The sequence below is a fragment of the Nonomuraea sp. C10 genome (genome assembly GCF_008017515.1).
Taxonomy (GTDB): Bacteria; Actinomycetota; Actinomycetes; order Streptosporangiales; family Streptosporangiaceae; genus Nonomuraea; species Nonomuraea ferruginea.
Genome location: NZ_VPFF01000001.1, coordinates 569,302 through 592,885, shown reverse-complemented (window position 1 = coordinate 592,885; position 23,584 = coordinate 569,302). Strand labels below are relative to the sequence as shown.

The 23,584-nt window shown below is 72.2% G+C and carries 21 protein-coding genes; 10 read left to right on the top strand and 11 right to left on the bottom strand.

Going from position 1 to position 23,584, the window contains the following annotated elements:
- The first annotated feature begins 73 nt into the window (after window positions 1-73).
- The 8 genes from FR742_RS02775 (at window position 74) to FR742_RS02745 (ending at window position 6,848) form a co-directional block, all read left to right on the top strand.
- Window positions 74-994, top strand: coding sequence for an ABC transporter ATP-binding protein (locus FR742_RS02775; protein ID WP_148029452.1), 921 nt, complete (start codon window positions 74-76; stop codon window positions 992-994).
- Window positions 991-1,788 (top strand): ABC transporter permease, encoded by a 798-nt coding sequence (locus tag FR742_RS02770; protein WP_187280964.1) that lies wholly within the window; start codon window positions 991-993, stop codon window positions 1,786-1,788. Before FR742_RS02775 ends, FR742_RS02770 begins: the two co-directional genes overlap by 4 nt.
- Window positions 1,785-1,958, top strand: a complete 174-nt coding sequence (locus tag FR742_RS44255) for a hypothetical protein (protein WP_187280963.1) — start codon at window positions 1,785-1,787, stop codon at window positions 1,956-1,958. Before FR742_RS02770 ends, FR742_RS44255 begins: the two co-directional genes overlap by 4 nt.
- Before the next feature lie 17 nt (window positions 1,959-1,975).
- On the top strand, window positions 1,976-2,476 hold the full coding sequence (locus FR742_RS02765) for an HIT family protein (protein WP_148029450.1): 501 nt from the start codon (window positions 1,976-1,978) through the stop codon (window positions 2,474-2,476).
- 94 nt (window positions 2,477-2,570) lie between these two features.
- Window positions 2,571-3,467, top strand: a complete 897-nt coding sequence (locus tag FR742_RS02760; RefSeq protein WP_148029449.1) for an ABC transporter ATP-binding protein — start codon at window positions 2,571-2,573, stop codon at window positions 3,465-3,467.
- A complete protein-coding gene (locus tag FR742_RS02755; protein ID WP_148029448.1) occupies window positions 3,464-4,225 on the top strand; it encodes an ABC transporter permease in 762 nt (253 codons plus the stop codon). Before FR742_RS02760 ends, FR742_RS02755 begins: the two co-directional genes overlap by 4 nt.
- 35 nt (window positions 4,226-4,260) lie before the next feature.
- Window positions 4,261-4,974 carry a response regulator transcription factor gene (locus FR742_RS02750; protein WP_148029447.1) on the top strand — a complete coding sequence of 238 codons (714 nt, stop codon included), beginning with the start codon at window positions 4,261-4,263 and terminating at the stop codon, window positions 4,972-4,974.
- Window positions 4,971-6,848 carry a HAMP domain-containing sensor histidine kinase gene (locus FR742_RS02745; protein ID WP_148029446.1) on the top strand — a complete coding sequence of 626 codons (1,878 nt, stop codon included), beginning with the start codon at window positions 4,971-4,973 and terminating at the stop codon, window positions 6,846-6,848. The genes FR742_RS02750 and FR742_RS02745 overlap by 4 nt, the downstream gene beginning before the upstream one ends.
- Window positions 6,849-7,439: 591 nt before the next feature.
- Here the strand turns inward: FR742_RS02745 and FR742_RS02740 are convergent.
- The 10 genes from FR742_RS02740 to FR742_RS02695 all read right to left on the bottom strand — a co-directional run bounded on the left by FR742_RS02740 (window position 7,440) and on the right by FR742_RS02695 (window position 20,101).
- Complete coding sequence (locus tag FR742_RS02740) at window positions 7,440-8,393, bottom strand: electron transfer flavoprotein subunit alpha/FixB family protein (protein WP_148029445.1); 954 nt, start codon at window positions 8,391-8,393, stop codon at window positions 7,440-7,442.
- Between the two features lie 19 nt (window positions 8,394-8,412).
- Window positions 8,413-9,192: an electron transfer flavoprotein subunit beta/FixA family protein gene (locus FR742_RS02735; RefSeq protein ID WP_148029444.1), complete on the bottom strand. Its 780-nt coding sequence runs from the start codon at window positions 9,190-9,192 to the stop codon at window positions 8,413-8,415.
- 228 nt (window positions 9,193-9,420) lie between these two features.
- Window positions 9,421-10,647: a serine/threonine-protein kinase gene (locus FR742_RS02730; protein ID WP_148029443.1), complete on the bottom strand. Its 1,227-nt coding sequence runs from the start codon at window positions 10,645-10,647 to the stop codon at window positions 9,421-9,423.
- A 36-nt stretch (window positions 10,648-10,683) separates the two neighbouring features.
- Window positions 10,684-12,483 (bottom strand): serine/threonine-protein kinase, encoded by a 1,800-nt coding sequence (locus tag FR742_RS02725; protein WP_246640756.1) that lies wholly within the window; start codon window positions 12,481-12,483, stop codon window positions 10,684-10,686.
- Between the two features lie 10 nt (window positions 12,484-12,493).
- On the bottom strand, window positions 12,494-15,142 hold the full coding sequence (locus FR742_RS45025; RefSeq protein ID WP_222708820.1) for a protein kinase domain-containing protein: 2,649 nt from the start codon (window positions 15,140-15,142) through the stop codon (window positions 12,494-12,496).
- Window positions 15,143-15,333: 191 nt separating this feature from the next.
- Complete coding sequence (locus FR742_RS02715) at window positions 15,334-15,846, bottom strand: YbaK/EbsC family protein (RefSeq protein ID WP_148029442.1); 513 nt, start codon at window positions 15,844-15,846, stop codon at window positions 15,334-15,336.
- Between the two features lie 60 nt (window positions 15,847-15,906).
- Window positions 15,907-17,457 carry a flavin monoamine oxidase family protein gene (locus FR742_RS02710; RefSeq protein WP_148029441.1) on the bottom strand — a complete coding sequence of 517 codons (1,551 nt, stop codon included), beginning with the start codon at window positions 17,455-17,457 and terminating at the stop codon, window positions 15,907-15,909.
- A 179-nt stretch (window positions 17,458-17,636) separates the two neighbouring features.
- On the bottom strand, window positions 17,637-18,479 hold the full coding sequence (locus tag FR742_RS02705; protein ID WP_148029440.1) for a M55 family metallopeptidase: 843 nt from the start codon (window positions 18,477-18,479) through the stop codon (window positions 17,637-17,639).
- 33 nt (window positions 18,480-18,512) lie between these two features.
- Entirely contained in the window at window positions 18,513-19,727 is a 1,215-nt protein-coding gene (locus FR742_RS02700) for a DUF6395 domain-containing protein (protein ID WP_148029439.1), read from the bottom strand.
- Complete coding sequence (locus tag FR742_RS02695) at window positions 19,718-20,101, bottom strand: hypothetical protein (RefSeq protein WP_148029438.1); 384 nt, start codon at window positions 20,099-20,101, stop codon at window positions 19,718-19,720. Before FR742_RS02695 ends, FR742_RS02700 begins: the two co-directional genes overlap by 10 nt.
- A 201-nt stretch (window positions 20,102-20,302) precedes the next feature.
- Here FR742_RS02695 and FR742_RS02690 point away from each other — a divergent pair, with 201 nt between their 5' ends.
- Window positions 20,303-21,643 (top strand): glycoside hydrolase, encoded by a 1,341-nt coding sequence (locus FR742_RS02690; RefSeq protein ID WP_148029437.1) that lies wholly within the window; start codon window positions 20,303-20,305, stop codon window positions 21,641-21,643.
- On the top strand, window positions 21,640-22,713 hold the full coding sequence (locus FR742_RS02685; RefSeq protein WP_148029436.1) for an endo-1,4-beta-xylanase: 1,074 nt from the start codon (window positions 21,640-21,642) through the stop codon (window positions 22,711-22,713). Before FR742_RS02690 ends, FR742_RS02685 begins: the two co-directional genes overlap by 4 nt.
- Here FR742_RS02685 and FR742_RS02680 read toward each other — a convergent pair.
- Window positions 22,710-23,483, bottom strand: a complete 774-nt coding sequence (locus tag FR742_RS02680) for an enoyl-CoA hydratase/isomerase family protein (protein WP_148029435.1) — start codon at window positions 23,481-23,483, stop codon at window positions 22,710-22,712. The two genes, FR742_RS02685 and FR742_RS02680, sit on opposite strands and share 4 nt — an antisense overlap.
- Between the last annotated feature and the right edge of the window lie 101 nt (window positions 23,484-23,584).

Sequence of the window (23,584 nt, the reverse complement as noted above, 5' to 3'; positions counted from 1 at the left end):
CCTGCGGTTTTCCCGGGAAAGAGCTGAGACAGCGCACTGCCGGGACGGTGCCCCGCCCCGGCACAGTGGTCCCGTGGACACGACAGCGATCGAGGTGCGGGACCTGCACCAGAAATATGGCGACTTCGAGGCGGTCAAGGGGATCGGCTTCCGGGTCGGCCGGGGCGAGCTGTACGCGCTGCTCGGCACCAACGGGGCGGGCAAGACGACCACCCTGGACGTGCTGGAGGGGTACGTCGCACCGACCGGCGGCGACGTGCGGGTGCTCGGGCACGACCCGGTCAAGGAGCGGGCCCGCATCCGGCCCCGGATGGGCATCGTGCTCCAGGAGGCCGGCTTCTACAAGGACCTGACGGTGGCGGAGACCGTGGACGCCTGGCGGCGCTGGACGCCGCACGCGCTCGGCCGGGGCGAGGTGCTCGACCGGGTCGGGCTCGGTCACCGCGCGGCGGTGCGGGTCGGGCAGCTGTCCGGCGGCGAGAAGCGCCGGCTCGACCTGGCGCTGGCCGTGCTGGGCAGGCCCGAGGTGCTCTTCCTGGACGAGCCCACCACCGGACTGGACCCGGAGGCCAGGCGGAACGTGTGGGAGCTGGTGCGCGGCATGGTCGCCGACGGCGCCACCGTACTGCTCACCACCCACTACCTGGACGAGGCCGAGCAGCTCGCGCAGCGGCTGGCCATCATGCACGACGGCCGGATCGTCACCGAGGGCACGCTGGCGGGCGTGCTCGGGGAGCGCGGCACCAGGATCAGCTTCCGGCTGCCCGGCGCGCGCCCTGGCGACCTGCCGTACTCGCCCGGCCTGGCGCGGCGCTCGGTCAGGCAGGACGGCGAGACGTTCACGGTCGAGACCCACGAGCCGCAGCGTGACCTGCGGGATCTGCTGGTGTGGGCGGACGAGCGCGGACGGGAACTAGGCGGCCTCGAAGTGCGCAGGCCGTCACTGGAGGAGATCTTCCTCGAAGTCGCGGAGACGGAAAGGGTGGCGGCGTGAACTGGCTCTCGACGGTCTGGGCGCAGGCCCGGCTCAACCAGACGGTCCTGCTGCGGCAGCGCGGCCTGGCGTTCACCATCCTGCTGCTGCCGCTGTTCATCGCCTTCGTCTACACCAGCGGCCCGACGGCCTCCGGCGAGGTGAACGGGGTGCCGGCCGCCGCGCTCGCCGCGATCGGGGCCATCGCGGTGGTGTTCCCGTTCTCGTACATGACGATCGCGACCGGCATCGTGGTGCGCCGGGAGGAGCGCGTGTACAAGCGGCTGCGCGGCAGCGCGCTGTCCACCACCGCGATCTTCGCGGGCGACATCCTGCACGCCACGCTGGTCGGCGCGGTGCAGGCGGCGGTCATCCTGGTCTACGCGGTCGGGGTGGTGGGCGTGCCGGTGCCGGGCAACGTGCCTCTCATGCTGGTCTCGTTCGTGCTGGGCGCGGCGGTGTTCGCGGCGCTGGCGATCGGCACGGCCGGGCTCATCCCCAACTACGAGGTGGCGCAGCTGGTGGCGCTGCCGGTGCTGTTCGCCAGCATGCTCGGGGCGGGCATGATGTTCCCGCTGTCGGTGCTGCCCGAATGGGGGCAGCGGGTGGCGGAGGTTCTGCCGATGACACCGGTCGTGGACATGATGCGCATCGCGTTCCTGGGCCGCGACCTCGGCCGGGCGGGCGCGCCCGAGGTCGGCTTCCTGGAGGGCTTCCAGGTGTCGGCCGCGGGCCTGGGGATCGGGCTGCTGTGGATCGGCGTCGGGCTGTGGTGCACCCGGAAGTTCTTCCGGTGGGACCCGCGCCGGGCGTGACCGTACCCATGGCGCAGATGCGGACGCCAGTAGTGAGCACCAGGGCCATCGCCGGAGTGGCGGTGGCCCTGGCCGAGATCATCAGGAAGGTGCACGAGGGCGGCCCGAAGCTCGCCGTGGCGGACCGGCATGCCGCCGTCCGCCGCGCCCGTGACATGGGCCGGCTCTGACGGTCATGATCGTCATCATGACTGAGAGGAACGTCCCCTTCGACGTGGCCGCCTACGAGGCGCGTGTCCGGTCCATCCCCTGTTTCATCTGCGCCATCGTCGCCGGCGACCCGGCCTACGAGCACGAGCAGATCTTCTACGAGGACGAGCACCACCTGGCGTTCCTGTCCACCTACCCGACGGTGCCCGGCTACGTGCTGGTCAGCCCGAAGGCGCACGTCGAGCATGTGGTCCGCGACCTGGACGAGGAGGCGTACCTGGCGCTGACGGGCGTGGTGCGGAAGGTGGCGCTGGCGGTGGAGTCGGTGGTGCCGTCGGAGCGCACCTACCTGCTCTCGCTCGGCAGCCAGCAGGGCAACTCTCATCTGCACTGGCACGTGGTGCCGCTGCCGCCGGGCACCCCGTACGGGCAGCAGCAGTACCACGCGCTGATGTCGGAGAACGGGCTGATCCCGTGGAGCCGGGAGCAGGCGGAGGACCTGGCTGCGCGGCTCCGGGAAGCTGTGAGTTCCCTCTGAGTCCGCCCGCGTCCCCCAGGCCGGGGTCGCGGGCTCACAGAGGTCTCACAGGATCGCTCAGGACGTCTCCAACCGGGCGGGCCAGGCTGGCCGCATGATCCGGCTCAACGCACTGACCAAACGCCACGGCGGGACGCTCGCCGTGGACGGGCTCACGTTCGAGGTACGGCCCGGCCTCGTCACCGGTTTCCTGGGGCCCAACGGCGCGGGCAAGACCACCACCATGCGGATGATCCTCGGGCTCGACCTGCCGACGTCCGGCACGGTGACCGTCGGCGGGCGGCGCTACCGGGACCTGGAGACGCCGCTGCGCGAGGTGGGGTCGCTGCTGGAGGCTCAGTCCGTGCACCCGCGCCGCACCGCCCGCGACCACCTGCTCTACCTGGCCAGGAGCAGCGGCCTCCCGGACCGCAGGGTCGGCGAGGTGCTCGACCTGGTGGGCCTGTCCGACGCGGCGGGCTACCCGGCCGGCGGGTTCTCGCTCGGCATGTGCCAGCGGCTCGGCATCGCCGCCGCGCTGCTCGGGGACCCGCCGGTGCTGGTGCTGGACGAGCCGGTGAACGGGCTCGACCCGGAGGGCGTGCTGTGGATCCGCACGCTGCTGCGCGGCCTGGCCGCCGAGGGCCGCACGGTGCTGGTCTCCAGCCACCTGATGAGCGAGATGGCGGTGACCGCCGACCGGCTGGTGGTGATCGGCAGGGGCCGGCTGATCGCGGAAGGGGACGTCGAGGACTTCACCGGCGCCGGCGCCGAGGTGCTGGTCCGGGTGGCCGACGGGGCGGGCTTCGGCAGGCTGCTGGAGCTGGCGGGGGCGCACGTGCGGGCGCACGGCGACGAGCTGGTGGTGACGGGCATGCCGGCCCCGGACATCGGGCGGCTGGCCGCGTCGGAAGGGGTGGCGCTGGCCGAGCTGACGCCTCGCCGCGCCTCGCTGGAGGACACGTTCATGGAGCTGACCAGGGACAGCGTCGAGTTCGGGGCCGCGCTGTGAGGGGGCTGGTGCGGGCCGAGTGGACCAAGTTCAGGAGCGTCCCCGTCATGCCGGTGCTGGCCGGGGCCGTCATCGCCGTGTCGGTGCTGCTGGGATGGCTGTTCGCGCAGGCGTCGGCGGCCGAGTACGCGCGGGCCACGGCGGCGGACCAGGCCGTGTTCGATCCGCTGCAGGGAGGCTCCCGGGGCGTCTTCATCGTCCAGCTGCTGATCGCGGCGCTGGGTGCGCTCGTGGCCAGCACCGAGTACGGCTCCGGTACGATCCGGGCCACCGTGGCGGCGGCCGGGCGGCGCACCCGGCTGGTGGTGGCCAAGGCGGCGCTGGTGGCCTTGACCGGGCTCGCGACAGGCGCGGCGGCTGTGTGGGGGATGTTCCTGGTCTCGCAGATCACGCTCGCCATGCACGGCGTGCCGCGGGTCTGGCTGGACGATCCCGACGCGGTGCGGCTGTTGCTCTTCGGGCCGGTGGTGCTGGAGCTGGTGGCGTTGTTCGGGCTGTCGCTCGGGATCCTGCTGAGGAGCACGGCGGCGGCGGTGAACACGGCCACGGCCTTCCTGCTGCTGCCGATGTTCGCCCCGATCATGCCCGACTTCCTGGGCCTCACGCTGAGCACCTGGTGGCCGAACACGGCCGCCTTCCGGTCGCTCATGCCCTCGGAAAGCTCACTCCCGATCTGGATGGGAATGGGCGTGCTGGCCGCTTTCGTGGCGGTCATGATGGTCTGGGCACGCACCCGGTTCCGCACGCGTGATGTGTGACCCCGGCTCGTAGGCTGAAGGCGGGAGGGCGGCAGGTGCGTGAACCCACAGGCGAGCGGCTGCTCGTGGTCGACGACGAGCCGACCGTCAAGGAGCTGCTCGCGGCCACGCTCCGGTTCGCGGGCTTCACCGTCAGCTCGGCCGACAGCGGCACGCGGGCCCTGGAGGCGGCCAGGCGTGACCCGCCCGATCTGGTGCTGCTCGACGTGATGCTGCCCGACCTCGACGGGTTCGAGGTGCTCCGCAGGCTGAGAACCTTGCCGAGGGCGGGCGGCAGGCCGGGGCCGGTGCCGGTGCTGTTCCTCACGGCTCGCGACGCCACCGCCGACAAGATCAACGGCCTGCGGCTGGGCGGCGACGACTACGTGACCAAGCCGTTCGACCTGGAGGAGCTGCTGGCCCGCATCAGGGCGATCCTGCGGCGCACCGGCGCCTCACCCGGCGACCACACGCTGACGGTCGGCGATCTGGAGGTCGACCCGGAAGGCCACCAGGTGACGCGGGGCGGCGTCCCGGTGCGGCTGTCGCCGACCGAGTTCAGGCTGCTGCGCCACCTGGCGGAGAACGCCGGCCGGGTGCTGCCCAAGGCGGACATCCTCCAGCACGTGTGGCGCTACGACTTCGCCGGCGACTCCAGCATCGTCGACACCTACATCAGCTACCTGCGCCGCAAGCTCGACACCGGTGGGCCGCGGCTCATCCACACCGTCCACGGCGTCGGCTACGTGCTGCGCAGGCCGAAGCCATGATCAGGCGGCTGTCGCTGCGCGCCCGGCTGCTCGCCATCACGGTGGCGCTGCTCGTGGCGGGCCTCGCGCTGGTGAGCACGGTCGTCGTACGGCAGCTCGAAGCCGAACTGCTGGCCCGGATCGACGCCCAGCTCGGCCCCTTGGCGACAGCGGCCGCCTCGATGCCGCCCGAGCTCATGGACCTGCTGCGCAAGCGGGCCGCCCCCGCCGCCCCGTCCCAGCTCGACCTGATCGAGGAGGTGCGGCTGGCCTTCCTATCCGCCGACGGCACCGTGGTCACCACTGTGGTCGGCACCGGCGCCGGCCCTTCCTCCGGCGCTCCGACGGCCGGCGGGCTGCCGCGGCTGCCCCGGCTGGACGCGGCGGCCGTCGAGGCCCGCGCGGGGCGGCCGTTCACGGTCTCCGGCGACGGCGGCGAGCAGTGGCGGACGGTCGCGGTGCCCGCCACCCGCGGCACGCACGCCTCGGTCGTCGCGGCGGTCTCTCTGGACGGGATGAACTCGACGGTCCAGCGGGTGCGGGTCGCCTCCCTGGTCGCGGGCGGGCTGCTGCTGGGCTTGCTGGCGCTGACGGGCGGGTTCGCGATCCGGGCCGGGCTGGCGCCGCTGCGCCGGGTCGAGGAGACCGCGGCGGCCATCGCCGCCGGCGACCTCAGTAGGAGGGTGCCCGAGCCCGCCGGTCCGGGCACCGAGGTGGGACGGCTGGCCCGCTCGCTCAACGGCATGCTGGCGCAGATCGAGCGGGGCTTCTCCGCCCGGGAGGAGTCGGAGGCCAGGATGCGCCGTTTCGTCGCCGACGTGAGCCACGAACTGCGCACCCCGCTCTTCGGCATCAAGGGCTTCTCCGAGCTCTACCGCATGGGCGGCACAGACGCGGACGCGGCCCTGGCCCGCATCGAGAGCGAGTCGGCCCGCCTGGCCAAACTGGTGGACGACCTGCTGCTGCTCGCCACCATGGACCTCGCCACCCCCAACCCCACCCACACAACCCCCACCCCCGAAGCCCTCACCCCGGCCGACCTAGCCTCCAGAGACCCCACCCCGGCCGACCTCACCTCTAGAGACCCCACCTCCAGGGACCGCCCCTCCAGGGACCGCACCAAGGGCTGCAGCCCTTTCGGGGGCCGCGCCCCCAGGGGCCGCGCCACCGGTCGCGGCGCCTTCGGGCGCGGCTCCTCCGGAGACGCCTCCTTCGGAGACCGACCCCTCGGGGACCGCGCCTTTGGAGACCGCCCCCTCGGGGACCGCACCACCGGCCAGGGCACCTTTGGGGACGGCGGGTTCACGGACGGCGGGTTCACGGACGGCGGGTTCACGGACGGCGGGTTCACGGACGGCGGGTTCACGGACGGCGGGTTCACGGACGGCGGGTTCAGGGACGGCGGGTTCGGGGTGGGGCTTGATCTGACGCCGATGGATCTGCGGACGCTCGCCGCCGACGCCCGCGCCGATCTCGCCGCTCTGGACCCGACGCGGGCGATCACGCTCACCGGCCCCGACGACGGCCCGCCGGGGAGCGCCCCGGTGCTGGGCGACGAGGACCGGCTCCGGCAGGTGGTCACGAACCTGGTGGGCAACGCCGTAACCCACACCCCACCGGGAACCCCGGTCAGGATCGGCGTGGGCACCGTCGGCCGGGATGCGGCGCTGGTGATCGCCGACTCCGGCCCCGGACTCTCCCCCGAGCAGGCGGAGCGGGTCTTCGACCGGTTCTACCGCGCCGACGGCTCCCGCAACCGCACGACCGGAGGAGCGGGCCTCGGCCTGGCCATCGTCCGCTCCATCGTGACCGCCCACGGCGGCCGGGTGGAGATCCACTCCTCCCCCGGCGAAGGCGCGACCTTCCGCCTCCTCCTCCCGGCCGAGCCACAGTGAAACGAGAGCCACCCGGCCCCTGAACTCCCACGAGAACCGACCACGTCCCAAGGTTCGAGATCCCCACTCACAGAACCACAGGCCGGTCTCCATCGCCTACGGCGGAGCGGGCGGGCCGAAGGCTCGCTAACGGCGCCCAGCCCGAGGGGTTTCCCAAAAAAGCTTGTACAACCCAAACCAACCCAAAACCCCGCCGAAACCCCAACCATCCCAAAAGGCCCGCAAAACCCGAACCGACCCCGAAGTCCTTGCAGACCCCGACCCACTGGCCGAGAGGCCTGCAAAACCCGAGCCACAAGCCCAGGAGGCTTGCGGACCCCGACCCACCAGCCCAAGAGGCTCGCAGAACCCAAGCCACCAGCGCAGGAGGCTTACGGACCACAACCCACCAGCCCAAGGGGCTCACAGAACCCAAGCGACCAGCGCAGGAGGCTTACGGACCAACCCACCAGCCAAAAAGCTTGCAGAACGCGACCCACCAGCCCAAGCGGCCCCGCAGAGCCCGAACCGACCCTCACCAATGGCCCCCGGACGCGAAAACGGCGCCGCACAGGGGTGCGGCGCCGTTTCCCGGAAAAGAGCTCCGAAAAGCTACTTACGCTTGTCGACCTCTTCGGTGAGCTGCGGGACGACCTGGTGCAGGTCGCCCACGACGCCGTAGTCGGCCAGCTCGAAGATCGGCGCCTCCGGGTCCTTGTTGATCGCCACGATGGTCTTGGCGGTCTGCATGCCGGCCCGGTGCTGGATGGCGCCGGAGATGCCGGCCGCGATGTAGAGCTGCGGCGACACGGTCTTGCCGGTCTGGCCCACCTGGAACTGGTGCGGGTACCAGCCGGCGTCCGTGGCGGCGCGGGAGGCGCCCACGGCCGCGCCCAGGGCGTCGGCGAGGCCCTCGATGACCGAGAAGTTCTCCGCCGAGCCCACGCCGCGGCCGCCGGAGACCACGATCGCGGCCTCGGTCAGCTCGGGGCGGGCGCCCTTCTCCTGCTTGACGCGCTCGACGACGCGGGCGGACTTGGCGGCGTCGGACAGCGAGACCGACACCTCCTCCTCGGCGCCGGCGCCCGCGGCGGCCTCCGGGGCCGTCGAGTTCGGCCGCACGGCGACGATCGGGATGCCCCTGCTCACCTTCGCCTGGACGTTCACGCCGCCGCCGAAGATGGACTGCTCGGCCACGAAGCCGTCGCCGAGGCCCACGGCGTCGGTGATGACGCCGGAGTCGGTCTTGACGGCCAGCCGCCCGGCGACTTCCTTGCCCTCGGCGGTCGCGGCGACCAGCACGGCCGCGGGCGACTTCTCGCCGACGAGCTGGGCGAGCAGCTCGGCCTTGGGCGCGACCACGTATCCGGTGATCTCCTCGGAGCCGGCCACGTAGATCGTCTCGGCGCCGTACTCGGCCAGCTTGGCCTTGGCCTCCGGGGTGTAGCCGGGGCCCGCCCAGACGGCGGCGGGCGTGCCGAGCCGGCGGGCCAGGGTCAGCAGCTCCAGCGTGACCTTCTTGACCTCGCCGTCGACCTGCTCGACGAGAACGAGAATCTCCGACATATCAGTAAAACCCCCGTTCTCAGATGAACTTCTTGGACGCGAGGAACTCGGCGGCCTTGGCACCGCCGTCGCCCTCGTCCTTGACGATCGTGCCGGCGGCACGCGGCGGGGCCGGGGCGAAGTCGACGACCTGCGACCAGGAGGAGTCGAGACCCACCTGGGCGGCGTCGATCTCGGCGTCGGCCACGCCCAGGGTCTCGACCGGCTTCTTCTTGGCCGCCATGATGCCCTTGAAGGACGGGTAGCGCGGCTCGTTGATCTTCTCGACCACGGACACGACGGCGGGCAGCGAGGCCTCGACCCGGTCGAAACCGTAGTCGGTGATCCGCTGGATCTTGATGGACGAGCCGTCGACCTCGACCTTGTTGGCGAGCGTGAGCTGCGGCGTGCCGAGGCGCTCGGCCAGCATCGCGGGCAGCACGCCGGTGCGCGCGTCGGTGGACTCCGAGCCGAGGATGACCAGGTCGAACCCGATCTTCTTCAGCGCCTGGGCCATGGCGTAGGACGTGCCCAGCGCGTCGGAGCCGTGGAGCGCGTCGTCGACGAGGTGGACCGCCTTGTCGGCGCCCATGGCCAGGGCCTTGCGGATCGTCTCGGTGGCCTTGCCCGGGCCCATGGTGAGGACGGTCACCTCACCGCCGTGGGCCTCCTTGAGCTTGAGCGCCTCCTCGACCGCGTACTCGTCGAGCTCGTTCACCACGCCGTCGACCGCGTCACGGTCGAGGGTCTTGTCATCGGACCGCAGCTTGCGCTCGGTCGCCGTGTCGGGGACCTGCTTCACGCAGACGACAATGTTCATGGCCGGTGGCCGACCTCCCGTGTTCGCGTGCGCCGCCGCGCGAGCGGTCGGCGCCGGATGTCCTGTCCAGACTGCCAGGGCCCCATGGGCGTTGTGACAGCGGGTGTCCCGGCGCTCATGTTACCCACGGGTAGCTTACGCGCTGACACGTGCATCCGCGCGTAACGACTCCCCGCCCCACCTTACCGAGCTTTGTTCCGCTGCTTGCTGGCGGCCCTGGTCACGCGCTCAGGCTGTGAGCAGGAACACGATCCCGAGCACCAGCGCCGTGCCCGCGAACAGCGCCAGCACGGGCGTGCTGAAGAACGCGCTCAGCGCCACCGACAGGCCGATCGCCCCGGCGACGCCCACGGCGTCCGCGATGACCCTGCCCTTGGTGAAAGGCCCTCGGGAGAACAGCGCGAACCCCGCGTCCACCACCACTGCCAGCGAGAACACCGCCATCAGGAACAGCGCCACCTCCGGCAGCGGCTCGGTGGCCGCGGCCGACAGCAAGCCCACGAACACCGTCGAGCCGGCCAGCCAGCGCCTGCGCACCCTCTCCTGGTGCCGCGCCCTGGCGTCCTCCGCCGAGAGCTCGCCGCCCGCCCTGCCGGGCTGCCACTCCCTCGTCGCCATGTGGTGGACATCACGGCCGGAGCGGCGCCCCGTACCCGCCGAGGGCCGCGGCAGGCGGCGTAACCGCGGGACCGCCGCCACGCCGAGCCGCGCGCAGATGTCGGCGGCCACCGGCCGCGCCGCCGGGTCGGTGGCGAGGCACTCGGCCAGCAGCGGCTCCAGCCAGCCGGGCGCGCCCTCCAGGTCGGGATCGTGGTGGACGACGCGGTAGGCGACCGCCGACGCGGGCCCCGTGCCGTACGGGTGACGCCCGGTCGCGGCGTAGGCCAGCGTCGCCCCGAAGGAGAACACGTCGGCCGCCGGGCCGGCCGGCCCGCCCTCCAGCACCTCGGGCGCCAAGTAACCGGGGGTGCCGACCACCGCGCCCGAGGCGGTGACCGACAGCGAGTCGAGCGCGTGCGCGATGCCGAAGTCGATGACGACCGGCTCGCCCTCGCTCATCATCACGTTGGCCGGCTTGAGATCGCGGTGCACGACCCCCGCGTCGTGCATGGCCACCAGCGCCTCGGCCAGCCCGGTGGCCAGCTTGCGCAGGTCGGCCACCGGTACGGGCACCGCGCTGAGCGGCTTGCCCTGCACGTAGCGGGTCACGAGGTAGGGCCGGTCGCCGTCGAACGAGGCGTCGAGCACCTCCGCGACGTTCTTGCCGCCCACCAGCCGCATGGTCTCGACCTCGCGGGCCAGCCGGGCCAGCGCCGCCGAGTCGGCCGTGACGTGCGGATGGAGCACCTTGACCGCGACCGTGCGGCCCTCCTGGTCGAGCGCCAGGTGCACGTGGCCGAACCCGCCCGCGCCCAGCCGCGAGAGCAGCTGGTAGGGGCCAAGGTGCTCGCTCATACCCCTACTTCTCCCCACCACGGCCGCCGGGGACACTCACGACCAGGGCGACAGGAAGCCCAGCCCCAGCTCTCTCATCAGGTCGTCGACGAGGCCCGTGATCAGGCCGGTCGCACTGTCATGCGCCCGGGTGGTCAGCTCCTCGATGACGGTCTCGGGGGCCCGCCAGGGCTCCCACGACGGCGTGCCGCCCAGCGCGAACATTACCGCGAACAGCGCGACCGTGCCCATCACCAGGACCGCCACCGTCGCGGCGCCGGGCGAGCGCAGCACACCGGTGAGCGTGCGGGTGACCGCCTTGCGCGGCGAACCGCCGCCGGGCAGCAGGAACAGGCCGGCCACGAGCGCGCCGGCCGCGTAGGCGGCGGCCTCGTTCACGCCCATCCCGCCGCCCCACCGCAGCACGCCCCACACGCACACGCCGAACAGGATCGCCAGCGGCACCTGCACCACGCTCACCAGCGTGGCCTTGATCAGCGCCCACGGCGTGCCGACCAGCACGAGGAGCGGGTCGGCGGCGCTGCTGCCGCGCACCTGGCGCCGCTGCACCATGTCGCCGAACAGGTATTCGCCCACCCGCAGCACCAGCGCCAGCACGATCGCGATCGCGCTCACCATGACCGGCATCATCACCGCCAGCGCGACCAGCGTGACGAGCCCGAGCAGCGCCACGAACTGGCTGCCCGCGAGGTAGCGCTTGCGCTCGCGGGGCGGCGTCTGGTCGCGCGGCGGCGTGTAGGCCCGGGGCCGCGCCTGGGCCTGGGCCCGTGGCTGGGGCTGGGCCTGCGGCTGCGCGTGTGTGGGGGCCGGCGCGGGATAGCCCGCCACCCGCTGGTCCGGCCACGGGGGCCGGGACGTGACAGGCGCGGGGACGTACGGCGGCGGCTTCTCCTCGCGCGCCGGCCGCCCGTACTGGACCGGCGGCAGCAGGTCCGAGAACGACTCCATGACCTTCGTACGGCCGAGCAGCCGCTTGGTCCGCCCCGGCTGGTCCTCCGGCGGCGACTCGTTGAACGTGGTCACCGACGGGTCGAGCGCCCTGGCCATGCGCAGCAGCTCGCGCGCGTCGGGCCGGTCGGCGGGGTCGACCTGGAGCGCGCGGCTCAGCCAGCCGCGCAGCCACACGGGCGCCTTGTCGAGCTGCGCCCGCCCCTCCATGATGTTGAAGCACACCGCCTCGAACGTGCCGGTGCCGAACGGCGGCACCCCCGTCGCGGCGAAGAACACCGTGGATGCCAGCGAGTGCACGTCGGCCCGCTGCGTGATGTCGGAGTCCCGGATGATCTCCGGCGCCAGGTAGCCAGGCGTGCCGACGAACATGCCGGTCTGGGTCAGCCGGGTGGCGTTGACCAGATGGGCGATGCCGAAGTCGATGACCAGCGGCTCGCCGTCGACGAGCATCACGTTGGACGGCTTGAAGTCGCGGTGGATCACGTCGGCCGCGTGGATGGCCACGAGTGCCTGGCACAGGCCCTGGGCGAGGGTGATGAGCTGGCGCGGGCCGAGCGGCCCGTCGGACAGCACGGTCTCCTCCAGCGTGCGCCCCGGCGCGAACCGGGTCACCACGTACGGCTGGCCCCCCACCAGCTCGGCGTCGAGCACCTCGGCGACGTGCGGGCTGCGCACCCGGCGCATCGTCTCGACCTCGCGGGTGAGCCGGTCGCGCGCCTTCAGGTCGGCGGCGACGTGCGGATGCAGGACCTTGATGGCGACCTCGCGGCCGTCGCCGTCGATGCCGAGGTGCACCACCCCCATGCCGCCTTCGCCGATCTTCCGCACCAGCCGGTACGGGCCGAGCCGCTCTGGCGTCTGGGTGTTGCCCGCGCTCATCGCCATCGTCCCAGCGTCATCCCCCCGAGTCCCCCTTCCAGTCCTGCAGCAGATCGACCACGGGCCCGACGTTCACCGGAGTCCATATGGCCCTCCTCGCGTTGTCCCCGAATGTGCCGGTGGCGAGGATCGGCGTGAGCGCGGCCATCGCCGCGAACACTCCCGCCATCACCATCGCCGCTGTTCTCGAGGGTACGAGCGATGAGAGCGTCCTGCGCATCTGGCGCCCCGGGCCCTCGACTCCGGGGCCTGCGCACACCGTCCACAGGGCCACCCCGGCGCCCCAGGCCAGCGCGTTGTACGGGCTCATGCCGGCCATCACCGTGAGCAGGAGCGTCACGGGTAGTCCGAGTATGAGCGCGTACGGGATCAGGGCAAGCGTGATGGCCGCCGACTTGACCAGCGCCTTGGGGTAGGCGAACACTCTGATGACGTCCAGCGCGGCCGCGCCCGTCGGCCGGCGGGTGATCAGCTCGGGCTGGGCCAGGTCGGCGGCGCGCAGCAGCACCGCGACCGGCAGCGACACCAGGGCCACCAGCACCGGCGCCCGCGCGGCCAGCACGATCATGATGATGAGCAGCATCGCGCCCGCCACCCCGTAGGCGGCCGATCGCTGCAGCACCTGACCCGGGCGGGCGCCGGGGATGAACGGCTCCCGCTTGGTCTGCGGGTCGGGCGGGAACTGGGCCTGCGGCGGGATGTACGGAGGAGGCTGCACCGGGGTGCCCCTGCCGTAGTCGGGGGCCTCGGGGCGCACCCGCCTGGTGGGCAGGTCCTGCGGGTCGGGCCGCACCCGCCGGGTCGGCACGTCGGCCTCCGGCACATGGTGGTTGGCCTGACCCTGGCCGCCCGGGCCCTGCTGCCAGGGCGCGCTCTGCTGGGCCTCGCGCTGCATCTGACGCAGCTCCTCGGGGCTCACCCTGCGCGTCGGCCACGGGTCGCCCTGGCCGAGCAGCGAGACGTACCGCTGGTCCTGCGCGGGCGGCGGGACGCGCGGGTCCTGGCCCTCGACGAGCTTGCGCGGCGTCATCGGCGGCGTGGAGATCTCCCAAGACGGCTTGTCACCGGCCTCCGCCTCCCGAGACCCGCCACCCCCTTGCGCCCCACCAGCCACCTGCGAGCCATGCGGCCCTCCAGCAGGCCCTTGCGGCCCGCTGCCGTGAGGCCTACCGGCAAGCCCTTGCGGCCCACTGCCCGCACCATGAGACCCGCTCGTAGAACTCTGCGGCCCGCTCCCCTGTCCATACGACCCGCCGACAGCACCCTGAGCACCGCTCCCTTGCCCATACGGCCCGGCGGCACTCTGAGCACCGCTCCCTTGCCCATACGGCCCGGCGGCGGCACCCTGAGCGCCGCTGCCAGGGCCATGCGGCCCTCCGGCGGGGCCTTGGGGGCCGCTCTGCGGGCCTCCGGCGGGGCCTTGACCGGGCGGGCCGCCGAGGAGGCTCTGTGGCTGGCTGTGGGGGGTTCCACCGGGGCCTTGGGCGCCGCTGCCCGGCCCGTACGGGGTGCCGGGCGTACCGGCGGCGGGGCCGCTGTCGGGGCTCTGGGAACCGGTGAGGAGGCTCTGCGCTCCGCTGCCCGGCCCCTGCGGGCCGCTCGCCGCGGCGCCGTGCGGCAGGGCCGAAGGCCCCTGAGGGCCGCCGCTCTGCGGGACCTGAGAACCGCCGCCGGCCGCAGGGAACGCCGACTGAGAACCGCTTCCAGGGAAGGCCGGCTGGGAGCCGCCGGGGAAGGCCGGTTGGGGGCCGCTGGCGGGCTGGGGGCGGATTCTGTCGTGGCCGGGTGCGGGGGTGGTCGGTCCCTCGTACGGGGGAGTCACGGACGGGTCCGGGTGGGGGACCGTGGAGATCTCGTCGGGCATGGACAGCCCGGCCTTGGGCATCAGCCTGGCCACCTGCTCGGCCAGCTCGGCCGCCTTGGGCCGCTTCGCCGGGTTACGCTGGAAGGCGCCCTTGAGCAGCGGCTGGAGCGGCCCGGGGGCGGCGCTCACGTCGGCCTTGCCCGCGGTGATGTTGTAGAACACCATCTCCAGCGTGCCCTTGCCGAACGGCGGCTGGCCCGTGCCGGCGTAGAGGAGCGTGCCGGCCCAGGCGTGGATGTCGACCTCGGGCCCGGCCTCCTGCCCCTCGATGATCTCCGGCGCGAGGTAGCCGGGCGTGCCGATGAACATGCCCGTCTGGGTCAGCCGCGTCGCGTCGACCGCCTGCGCGATGCCGAAGTCGATCAGCACGGGATCGCCGTCGAGGATCAGCACGTTGCCTGGCTTGAGGTCGCGGTGGATCACGCCGACCGAGTGGACGGCGGCCAGCGCCGCGGCCACCCCGTGGCCGATCTTGAGCAGCGCGGGCAGGTCGAGCGGGCCGTCGTCCTTGACGATCTCGTCGAGCGAGCGGCCGGCGACGTAGCGGGTGACGATGTACGGGCGATGACCGGTCACATCGGCGTCGAGCACCTCGGCGATGTACTTGCTCCGCACCCGGCGCATCGTCTCGACCTCGCGCGAAAGCCGCCGCCTGGCGAGCTCGTCGCCGGCGACCTCGGCGCGCAGGACCTTGACCGCGACCTGCCGCCCCTGGGGGTCGACCGCGAGGTGGACGACGCCCATTCCCCCCTCGCCGAGCCGCCTGAGCAGCCGGTAAGGGCCGAGTCGGTCATCGTTCATGGCATGAAGCACCATACCGGCTTAATCCCCGCCCACGAGATGAACCATGAGGCCACATTCCCACTCGTACAACGTCCGGATCGGGGTGAATGGTTTCCGATCCAACGGTCTCGGTTCGGCCACGGTGTCTTCCCTCCGTGACCGATCGGCCCTCCGCCGGCATCGTTCCTCGCTCTCTGGAGCTGTCGCGCTCAGACGGACAGGGAGAGGACTTCCGCTCCCTTCAGCCCGGCCAGGGTGGCTCCGGAGACGGCGAGCTTGGACCGGCGCAGGCCGCTGCCGATGACCACCTCGGGGTGCTCGGCGACCTGGGTGTCGACCAGGATCGGCCAGTCGGCCGGCAGACCGACCGGGGTGATGCCGCCGTACTCCATCGCGGTGAGCTCCACCGCCTCCTCCATCGGGGCGAAGCTCGCCTTGCGGGCGCCGAGATGCTTGCGCACCACGCCGTTGACGTCGGCCCGGGTCGTCGCCAGCACCATGCAGGCGGCGTAGCGGACCTCGCCGCCGCGCTTGGCGGCGACGACGACGCAGTTGGCCGAAGCTCCCATGGCCACGCCGTAGCGCTCGCAGAACGCGGCCGTGTCGGCCAGCTCCGGGTCGATCTCCGCGACCCGGGCGTCCTCCACCTGCCCGATCGCCCGCGCCACCGGCTCGGCCAGCAGGTCGGTCCGGCCGGCGGCCGGCACCCAGTGCAACGTCATCCCATCTCCTCGATCGCTCCTCTCAGGACCTTACGCCGGTCCCGGGAGCAGCGGGTGGCGTCACGATGACTGCAGCACGCGTTTGTGCAGCTCAGTGACGACGCCACGGGCTGATTCCATCGCTCCGGCCATCCAGGCGGTCAGCCGGGTGAGCCAGTCGCCCGCGAAGTAGACCCTTCCGCTGGGACGTTGCAGAAGAGTGAAGGACGAATCAAAGGCGGGCCAGCTCGCCCAGCCGCCCTGGATGTGTTCCTGACGCTCCCATGCGATGGAGATGGAGGACAGGACGCCGGTGCGGTACTTCTCGCCGTGGATCTTCTTGCCCTGGGTGAGCGCGCGGCGGCGGCGGTCGTCGGGGGTGAGCGCGCCGTACAGCTCGGCGTCCGGCCCGTGGTTGTAGTAGCCGACCAGCACGCCGCGCTCGCTGTGGTAGCCGTACGAGGGGTACCAGATGCGTGCGATGTCCAGGTCGGTCTCGCTGACGCCGCCGTAGATCCGGTCCTCCAGCTCCCACCAGCGGCGGTCGTACTCCAGGCCGATCTTGCCGGTGGACATGGGCGTGGGGAGCCGCAGGGCGGCGGTGACGTCCGCGCCCAGGTTGTGCGGGATCTTGGCGAGCAGGTGGGGCGGCAGGGTGGCGATGCAGTAGTCGGCCTTGATCCGGCCGCCGTCCCAGGTGACCTCGACCCCGTCGGGCAGGTCGGTGATCCCGGTGACCTTGGCGCCGGTGGTGATCCGGTCCGCGCCGATGGCCTCCACCAGTCTGGTGACGATCGTGTCCGTGCCGCCGACGACCTGGAACATGGGGCTGGCCTGGTCGTGGCCGAAGTCGTTGGTGATGGCCCGGCCGGTGCCCGCGGCGAGCACCTGCGCCAGGCTGCCGGGCGGGGGGAACGGGCTGCCCTCGTCCAAGCCCGGGTAGTCGAAGAAGCCGCGGCGGGGCGAGCCCTCGTAGTCGAGCTCGGGGCCCAGGTCGCCGAAGCGGCGCAGGAAGGTGAGCAGCCGATCCCGGTCCTCGGCGGTGAGCTTGCGGTCGAGCGCGCCGGAGTCGGTGGCCTTCGCGAGCAGTTCGGCGACATATCCGTACATGTCGGCGCGGGCGGTGCGTTGGCGCACGGACTGGCCGTTGGTGTGGATGTACGCCTGGGCGTTCCTGTTGACGAACGTCTCGATGGGGACGCCCAGTTCGCGGCAGTAGTCCAGGGTCACCATCCACTGCGCGATCCGGGCCGGGCCGGCGTTGAAGTAGAGGCCCTCGCCCAGCTTGACCTCCTGCGCTGGGCCGTTCAGCTCGGTCAGCCGGTCGCCGCCGCGCAGGGTGAGGTTGCGCCCGCCGGCCTTGGCCCTGGCCTCCAGCAGCGTGCAGTCGTAGCCGGCCTTGCCCAGCTCGTAGGCGGCGGTCAGCCCCGTCACGCCGGCGCCGAGTATCACCACCTTGGCCGCGCCGCGTCCTTGCAGGGAGAAGTCGCCCGGCCTGGGCGGGGTGAAAGTCTTGTCCTGCTCGTCGGGGGCCAGCCCCAGCGCGCCCATGGCGGCGTACATGGCCCCGGCGCCGCCCGCGGCCCCGATGCCCACCAGCAGCCCGCGCCTGGTCAGCTCCGCGCCTTCCATGCCACCCGCCTCCAGCCCTGGCCGCGCTGTCAGACCCGCGCGGCGTCACGAACCCGCCCATGCTGCCGCCCCGCCGCCCGGGACACCCACGGAACCGGCCGATCCATCGCAAAGCCCGGAACGCCGGACGAACGGTGGAACCCTACGACTCCCCGCCCCCGGTCCTCACGCGAGGGCCCTCACCCGTACGGGCCGCTGCCGCACGCCACCTGGCCGCCGATCGTCGCGAAGATGCCGAACAGCGCCATGATCTGCGCGAAGTCGTCCGTCGTGAACTCGGTGTGCCGCGACCCCGCCACCTTCACCCCGGGGATCAGCGCCACGGCCGCCGCGATCGCCGTCGAGTTCCACTCCACACCCAGCGTGTACGGGGGATCGATCGTGTAGGGCGTGAAGTCGGTCAACCGGCTGAGCGCCCTGGCCATGCCCTCACGGATCCGTCCCTGGGCCACGCTCGGCGGCAGCAGCTCGGCGGAGAACTTGTCGATCCCCTTCTTGACCGCCACCGTCTCCACATCGCCGAGCAGCTCGCGGGCCTCCTCGCCGACGGCCTCGTCACCGGTGACCAGCACCACCGGCACGCCGTGGAACCCGGCGCACGCCGCCACCACCCGCGTCTCCCCGGCGATCTCGCCGTTGAGGTAGACGTTCTGGATCTCCTTGCCCATCCACGTGTGGTTGAGCACGCCGTGGCCCACCCCGGCCCGCGCGTGGTAGCCGACGAAGCCGGCCGCCTGGAAGGACCCGTCGAGCCCGTGCGCCATCCGCTGCGCCTTGCCCGGCCCCCTGATCAGGGTCGCCCGCGGGTCGAGCAGGTCGATCCGCAGGTTCTTGGTCGACCCGTGGGCGTCGTTCACCAGCACCTTCCCGGCGCCGGCGGCGAACGCCCCCTCCACCGCCGCGTTGGCGTCGGCCGTCATCAGCTCGCAGCCCCGCTCGTACCCGCGCTTGCCCGCGTGCATCTCCTCGGGGTCGGTCAGGCCGGTGACGCCTTCCATGTCGACGGACAGGTAGACCCTCATGCGCTCACTCCTCACTCGCTGCCGCCGGAGACGTTATCCGGTGGAGCCCCAGGTCTCGACCCGGTGGATCTCCTTCTCCGTCATGAGGCCGACCTCGGCGGTCATGAACGAGGTGGCCCGGTCGCGCCACGGCTCCGGGATCTCGGCCAGCGCCGGCGGGTAGCAGTGTTCGAGCCAGCTGGTGGACTCCTCCGTGGCGTCGAAGTAGTCGAGTGCCCCGGCGAAGAGCGTCCGCTCGATCCCGGGGATGCGGGCCAGGCCGTACTCGACCATCTCCTGACCGCCGTACGGCGGCGGGCGGAGCCACTTCCTGGCCCGGGGGTGGCCGGCGGTGAGCGGGGTGTCGAGCGGGCGGCGTTCGACGGCGGCCTGGATGAGCTCCTTGTACAGGCACTTGGCGCAGGTCCGGCAGGGGCCGTCGGCCGCGCCGCTGAGGCACCACCGGACCTGGCCGGCGAGCTCGGACTCCAGCGCCAGGCGCATGGTGACCGCCTCGCTCACGCCGCCGACGGGCAGCACGATGTGCACGCCCACCGCGGCGAAGAGCCGGCCCCACTTGCCGTGCGGGGCCCACATGGGGTTGTCGGGGGTGTAGCGGTGCAGGTAGCGGCCGCCGCCGAGCCAGCGCGACCCGATCTCGTAGCCGAAGCCCAGCCCGCCGAGGTCCAGCCGGTCGGCGTTGAGCAGCGCGCCCGCCGCCACCGCGTGGTGCTCCGGATAGCCGGGGCGCGGCTCGGCCAGGGTGTACTCCAGGTCGGAGCGCACCGTGGTGAGCGGCCGGCCGGTCTGCTGGGCGAGCCTGGCCAGCACGTCGGAGCGGTAGTGCGGCCACCGGTTCGGCACCCGGGGGTGCGGCACCCGGCGGAAGTGCACGAACGGGGCGTCGGGGTAGATCGCGGCCGCGGCCACGGAGTCGGCGCCGCCGCTGTACGAGATCGCGAGCGTGCCGCCGGCGGCCCTGGGCTCGGCGCCGACGGGGCCGGCCTCGACGCCCCAGCCGTCATGGAGGGCCTGCGCGAACCGGGCGGAGACCGCGCGGTCCAAGGTGATCCGCTTCCTCGTCCAGGGCGCGACGACCGTCCAGGCGGCGACGGCGAACAGGTCGGGGTGGGCGTCGTCCGGCACGTCGGTGATGGTGCAGGAGTTCGTGGCCAGCTTGACGGGATACTCGTCGGAGGCCTTGCCGGTGATCTGGTCTTCGAGGTCGAGCCGGAACGTGAGAAGGCCGTCAGCCCAGGTCACGCGCACGGCCGAGGCTCCTCCCGCGCCACGGCGGGCACCCGCGCCTTGAGGTCGTCGATCGCCTGCCAGATGAGGACCTCGTTCTGCAGCAGGCCGTCGAGGGCCTGGGCGGTCTCCTTGGCCAGGCGGTGGGCGTCACCGGCGACCCGCTGGGCGTCGGCGGACCCGGGCTGCGGCCCCGGCGGCCCGGCCGGTTGCCTGACGGCGGCGCGCAGGCGCTCGACCTCGGCCTGGAGGGCGGCCATCTCCCGGCGCAGCGTCTGCACCTCCCAGAGAGCGTCTCTGATGTCCTGGCGGTGATCCGCGATCGAGATGTACCGGGAGTCGAACCACGAACGCACGGCTTGACGCAGCCGCGCGGGGACGAGGACGCGCTTCATGGAACGTCACCATAGTCGGAAACCTCCCTCGCTCCTGCCGTCCGAATCCGGGCTGTAGCTGGATCGGTATGGCTCTGCCACCGAATATCCGGCATATCCGGCGGACCTTGACAGAGGTGTTGACGAAGCGGCCCCCGCCATCTACGTTTCCGGCTGGCGACGAAATATATCGTCACTTTTCCGAAAAGTTTCGGAGGCGCCATGTTACGAGGCGTTGTCGCGGTCACCCTGCTCGGCTTCACCGCCGTGAACCCCGCGCCGCACGGGGACCCCCCGGCCGTCACCGTCCGGGAGCACGTCCGCCACCAGAACATCGACGGGTTCGGCCTCTCCCAGGCCTTCAGGCGCAACGAGCTGCTGGAAGCGCTGTCACCCGAACAGCGACGCGAGATCCTCGACCTGTGGTTCGACCCGCGCGAGGGGGCCGGGCTGAGCATCCTGCGCCTGGGCATCGGCTCCTCCCCCGCCGGCAGCCCGTACGACCACATGGTCTCCCACCAGCCCGAGGACCCGGGCGGGCCGGACGCGCGCCCCCGGTACGTGTGGGACGGCGACGACAACAGCCAGGTGTGGGTCGCCAAGGAGGCGCGGCGGTACGGCGTCGAGCGCTTCTACGCCAACGCCTGGAGCGCCCCCGGCTACATGAAGGACAACGGCGACGACAAGAACGGCGGCACGCTCAAGCCGGAGTGGGCCGAGGCCTACGCCCGCTACCTCGTCGCCTACACCGACTTCTACAAGAAGGAGGGCATCCGGATCACCGACCTGGCGTTCACCAACGAGCCCGACTACACGGCCCCGTACGCCTCCATGCGGTTCACCCCGGAACAGGCCGCCGCGTTCGTCAAGGTCCTGGGCCCGATCGCCAAGGGCATGAACGTGGTCTGCTGCGACTCCTTCGGCTGGGACGAGGCGCGCGCCTACACCCGGGCCGTCGAGGCGGACCGCGAGGCCCGCCGCTGGGTCAAGGTCCACACCGGTCACACGTACGCGAGCCCCGTGGACGGCCCGCTGCCCACCCGCCGCCAGGTGTGGATGTCGGAGTGGAACCCCAACGGCACCACCTGGAACGAGAACTGGGACGACGGCAGCGGCTACGACGGCATGACCATCGCGCTGGCCGTGCACGACGCGCTGACGCTGGGCCGGGCCAACGCCTACGTCTACTGGTTCGGCGCCTCCCGCGGCGCGACCAGGGCGCTGATGCAGATCGACGACGCGGCCGGGACCTACCGGGTGGCCAAGCGGTTCTGGGCGCTGGCGGCCTACGGCAGGTTCATCAGGCCCGGCGCGGTCCGGCTCGACGCCACCACCGCGAACCCGGCGCTCAAGGCGTCGGCCTTCCGCAACCGTGACGGGTCCACGGTCATCGAAGTGATCAACACCGGCGCCGAGCCGGTCACCTGGCACGGCGTGCGCGGCCGGGCGACCGCGTACCTGACCGACAGCACGCACGACCTCGCCCCCAGCAAGATCACCGGCGGGAGCGTCACGCTCCCGCCGCGCGCCCTCACCACCATCGTCGTCGGAGGCCATCGATGAGACCCCTGATCGTCGCGCTCACGCTGGCGCTCGCCGTGCCCGCGTTCGCCCTCCCCGCGTCCGCCGCGCCCCCCGGCCAGGACGCCGCGAAGAACCACCACCGCGTCAAGGACCTGCGCGACCTGGCGCGCAAGCACGGCATCAGGATCGGCAGCGCCGTGGACGTCGCCGCGCTGCGTGCCGAGGCCGACTACCGGCACGTGCTCAACCGCGAGTTCACCCACCTCACCGCCGAGAACGCGATGAAGTGGGAGAGCGTGGAGCCCGAGCGCGGCGTCTACACCTGGGACGACGCGGACGCGGTGGTCGCGAACGCGCGCCGCAACGGCCAGCAGGTGCGCGGCCACACGCTGATCTGGCACAACCAGCTCCCCGGCTGGCTGACCAGCGGCGTGGAGGACGGCTCCATCGGCCCAGCCGAGCTCAGGAAGATCCTGCGCGAGCACGTCCAGACCCAGGTCCGCCGCTACAAGGGCAAGATCAGGGCCTGGGACGTGGTCAACGAGGCCGTCGACGACGACGGCAACATGCGGCAGACCATCTGGCTGCAGCACCTCGGCCCCGGCTACATCGCCGACGCCTTCCGCTGGGCCCGCGCCGCCGACCCGCGCGCCAAGCTCTACCTGAACGACTACAACGTCGAGTGGAACCAGGGCAAGATCGACCGCTACCTGAGCATCGTCCAGGAGCTGCAGGCGCAGCGGGTGCCGATCGACGGCATGGGCTTCCAGGGTCACCTGGGCATTCAGTACGACTACCCCGGTGACTGGGCCGACGTCATGCGGCGCTTCGCCGCCCTCGGCCTGGAGATCGCGGTCACCGAGATGGACGTGCGGATGGTGCTGCCCGTGACGCCCGAGAAGCTCGCCACCCAGGCCGAGTACTACAGCAGGGCGCTGACCGACTGCCTGAGCGTCAAGGCCTGCCGCGAGTTCACCGTCTGGGGCTACACCGACCGGCACTCGTGGGTGCCCGGCTGGTTCGACGGCGAGGGCGCGGCCTGCATCCTCGACGAGAACCTGCGGCCCAAGCCCGCCTATCAGGCCCTGCTGGCGACCGCGAGGCGCTAGCGGCCGGTGAACTCGGGGGTGGACTTCTCGGTGAAGGCTGTCATGCCGGCCTTCGCGTCCTCCGTCGCGAAGATGCCGGAGAACTGGAGCCTCTCGATCTCCAGGCCGGAGTCGAGGTCCACCTCCATCCCCCGGTCGACGGCCAGCTTGGCGGCCCGCAGCGCGATCGCGGGCCCGCCGGTGAAGGTCGCGGCCCACTCGCGCGCGGCCTGGTAGACCTCGGCGTCGGGCACGACCCGGTCGACCAGGCCGATGGCCAGCGCCTCGGCGGCGGGCACGTGACGACCGCTGAAGATGAGGTCCTTGGCGCGGGCCGGGCCGATCAGACGCGGCAGCCTCTGGGTGCCGCCGGCGCCGGGGATGATGCCGAGCTGGATCTCAGGCTGGCCCAGCTTGGCGGACTCCCCGGCGACCCGGAAGTCGGCGCACAGGGCGAGCTCGCAGCCGCCGCCGAGCGCGTAGCCGGTGATGGCGGCGATGACCGGCTTGCCGATGCGGGCGACGACGGTGAGGCTGTCCTGCAGGGCGCGCGAGTGCGCGTACATGTCGGCGTACGACATGACCGCCATCTCCTTGATGTCGGCGCCCGCCGCGAACACCCTCTCGCCGCCGTAGATCACCACGGCGTGCACCTCGGGATCGCCGTCCACGAGGCGGGCCGCTTCGGCGATCTCCCGCTGAACCTGGGCGTCGAGGGCGTTCATCTTCGGACGGTCGAGTCTGATCGTGGCGATCTGGTCGGCCACCTCGACGCTTACGAACTCAGCCATGGAGCGAACCCTACCGGCTGCCTTTCCGCCGGTTCCGGCAGGTCTGTCTGGGGACGCAGTCGGTGAAGAATTTCTTCGCAAAACTCTCGCCAGAGAAGGAA

Excerpts from the sequence above, each read along its gene's own strand:
- FR742_RS02725 (WP_246640756.1), bottom strand. The coding sequence starts at position 12,483 with ATGGCGATGAGCGCGGGCAACACCCAGACGCCAGAGCGGCTCGGCCCG.
- FR742_RS02710 (WP_148029441.1), bottom strand. The coding sequence starts at position 17,457 with ATGGAAGGCGCGGAGCTGACCAGGCGCGGGCTGCTGGTGGGCATCGGG.
- FR742_RS02715 (WP_148029442.1), bottom strand. The coding sequence starts at position 15,846 with ATGACGTTGCACTGGGTGCCGGCCGCCGGCCGGACCGACCTGCTGGCC.
- FR742_RS02760 (WP_148029449.1), top strand. The coding sequence starts at position 2,571 with ATGATCCGGCTCAACGCACTGACCAAACGCCACGGCGGGACGCTCGCC.
- FR742_RS02740 (WP_148029445.1), bottom strand. The coding sequence starts at position 8,393 with ATGTCGGAGATTCTCGTTCTCGTCGAGCAGGTCGACGGCGAGGTCAAG.
- FR742_RS02680 (WP_148029435.1), bottom strand. The coding sequence starts at position 23,483 with ATGGCTGAGTTCGTAAGCGTCGAGGTGGCCGACCAGATCGCCACGATC.
- FR742_RS02685 (WP_148029436.1), top strand. The coding sequence starts at position 21,640 with ATGAGACCCCTGATCGTCGCGCTCACGCTGGCGCTCGCCGTGCCCGCG.
- FR742_RS02705 (WP_148029440.1), bottom strand. The coding sequence starts at position 18,479 with ATGAGGGTCTACCTGTCCGTCGACATGGAAGGCGTCACCGGCCTGACC.
- FR742_RS02730 (WP_148029443.1), bottom strand. The coding sequence starts at position 10,647 with ATGAGCGAGCACCTTGGCCCCTACCAGCTGCTCTCGCGGCTGGGCGCG.
- FR742_RS45025 (WP_222708820.1), bottom strand. The coding sequence starts at position 15,142 with ATGAACGATGACCGACTCGGCCCTTACCGGCTGCTCAGGCGGCTCGGC.
- FR742_RS02745 (WP_148029446.1), top strand. The coding sequence starts at position 4,971 with ATGATCAGGCGGCTGTCGCTGCGCGCCCGGCTGCTCGCCATCACGGTG.
- FR742_RS02735 (WP_148029444.1), bottom strand. The coding sequence starts at position 9,192 with ATGAACATTGTCGTCTGCGTGAAGCAGGTCCCCGACACGGCGACCGAG.
- FR742_RS02765 (WP_148029450.1), top strand. The coding sequence starts at position 1,976 with ATGACTGAGAGGAACGTCCCCTTCGACGTGGCCGCCTACGAGGCGCGT.
- FR742_RS02695 (WP_148029438.1), bottom strand. The coding sequence starts at position 20,101 with ATGAAGCGCGTCCTCGTCCCCGCGCGGCTGCGTCAAGCCGTGCGTTCG.
- FR742_RS02690 (WP_148029437.1), top strand. The coding sequence starts at position 20,303 with ATGTTACGAGGCGTTGTCGCGGTCACCCTGCTCGGCTTCACCGCCGTG.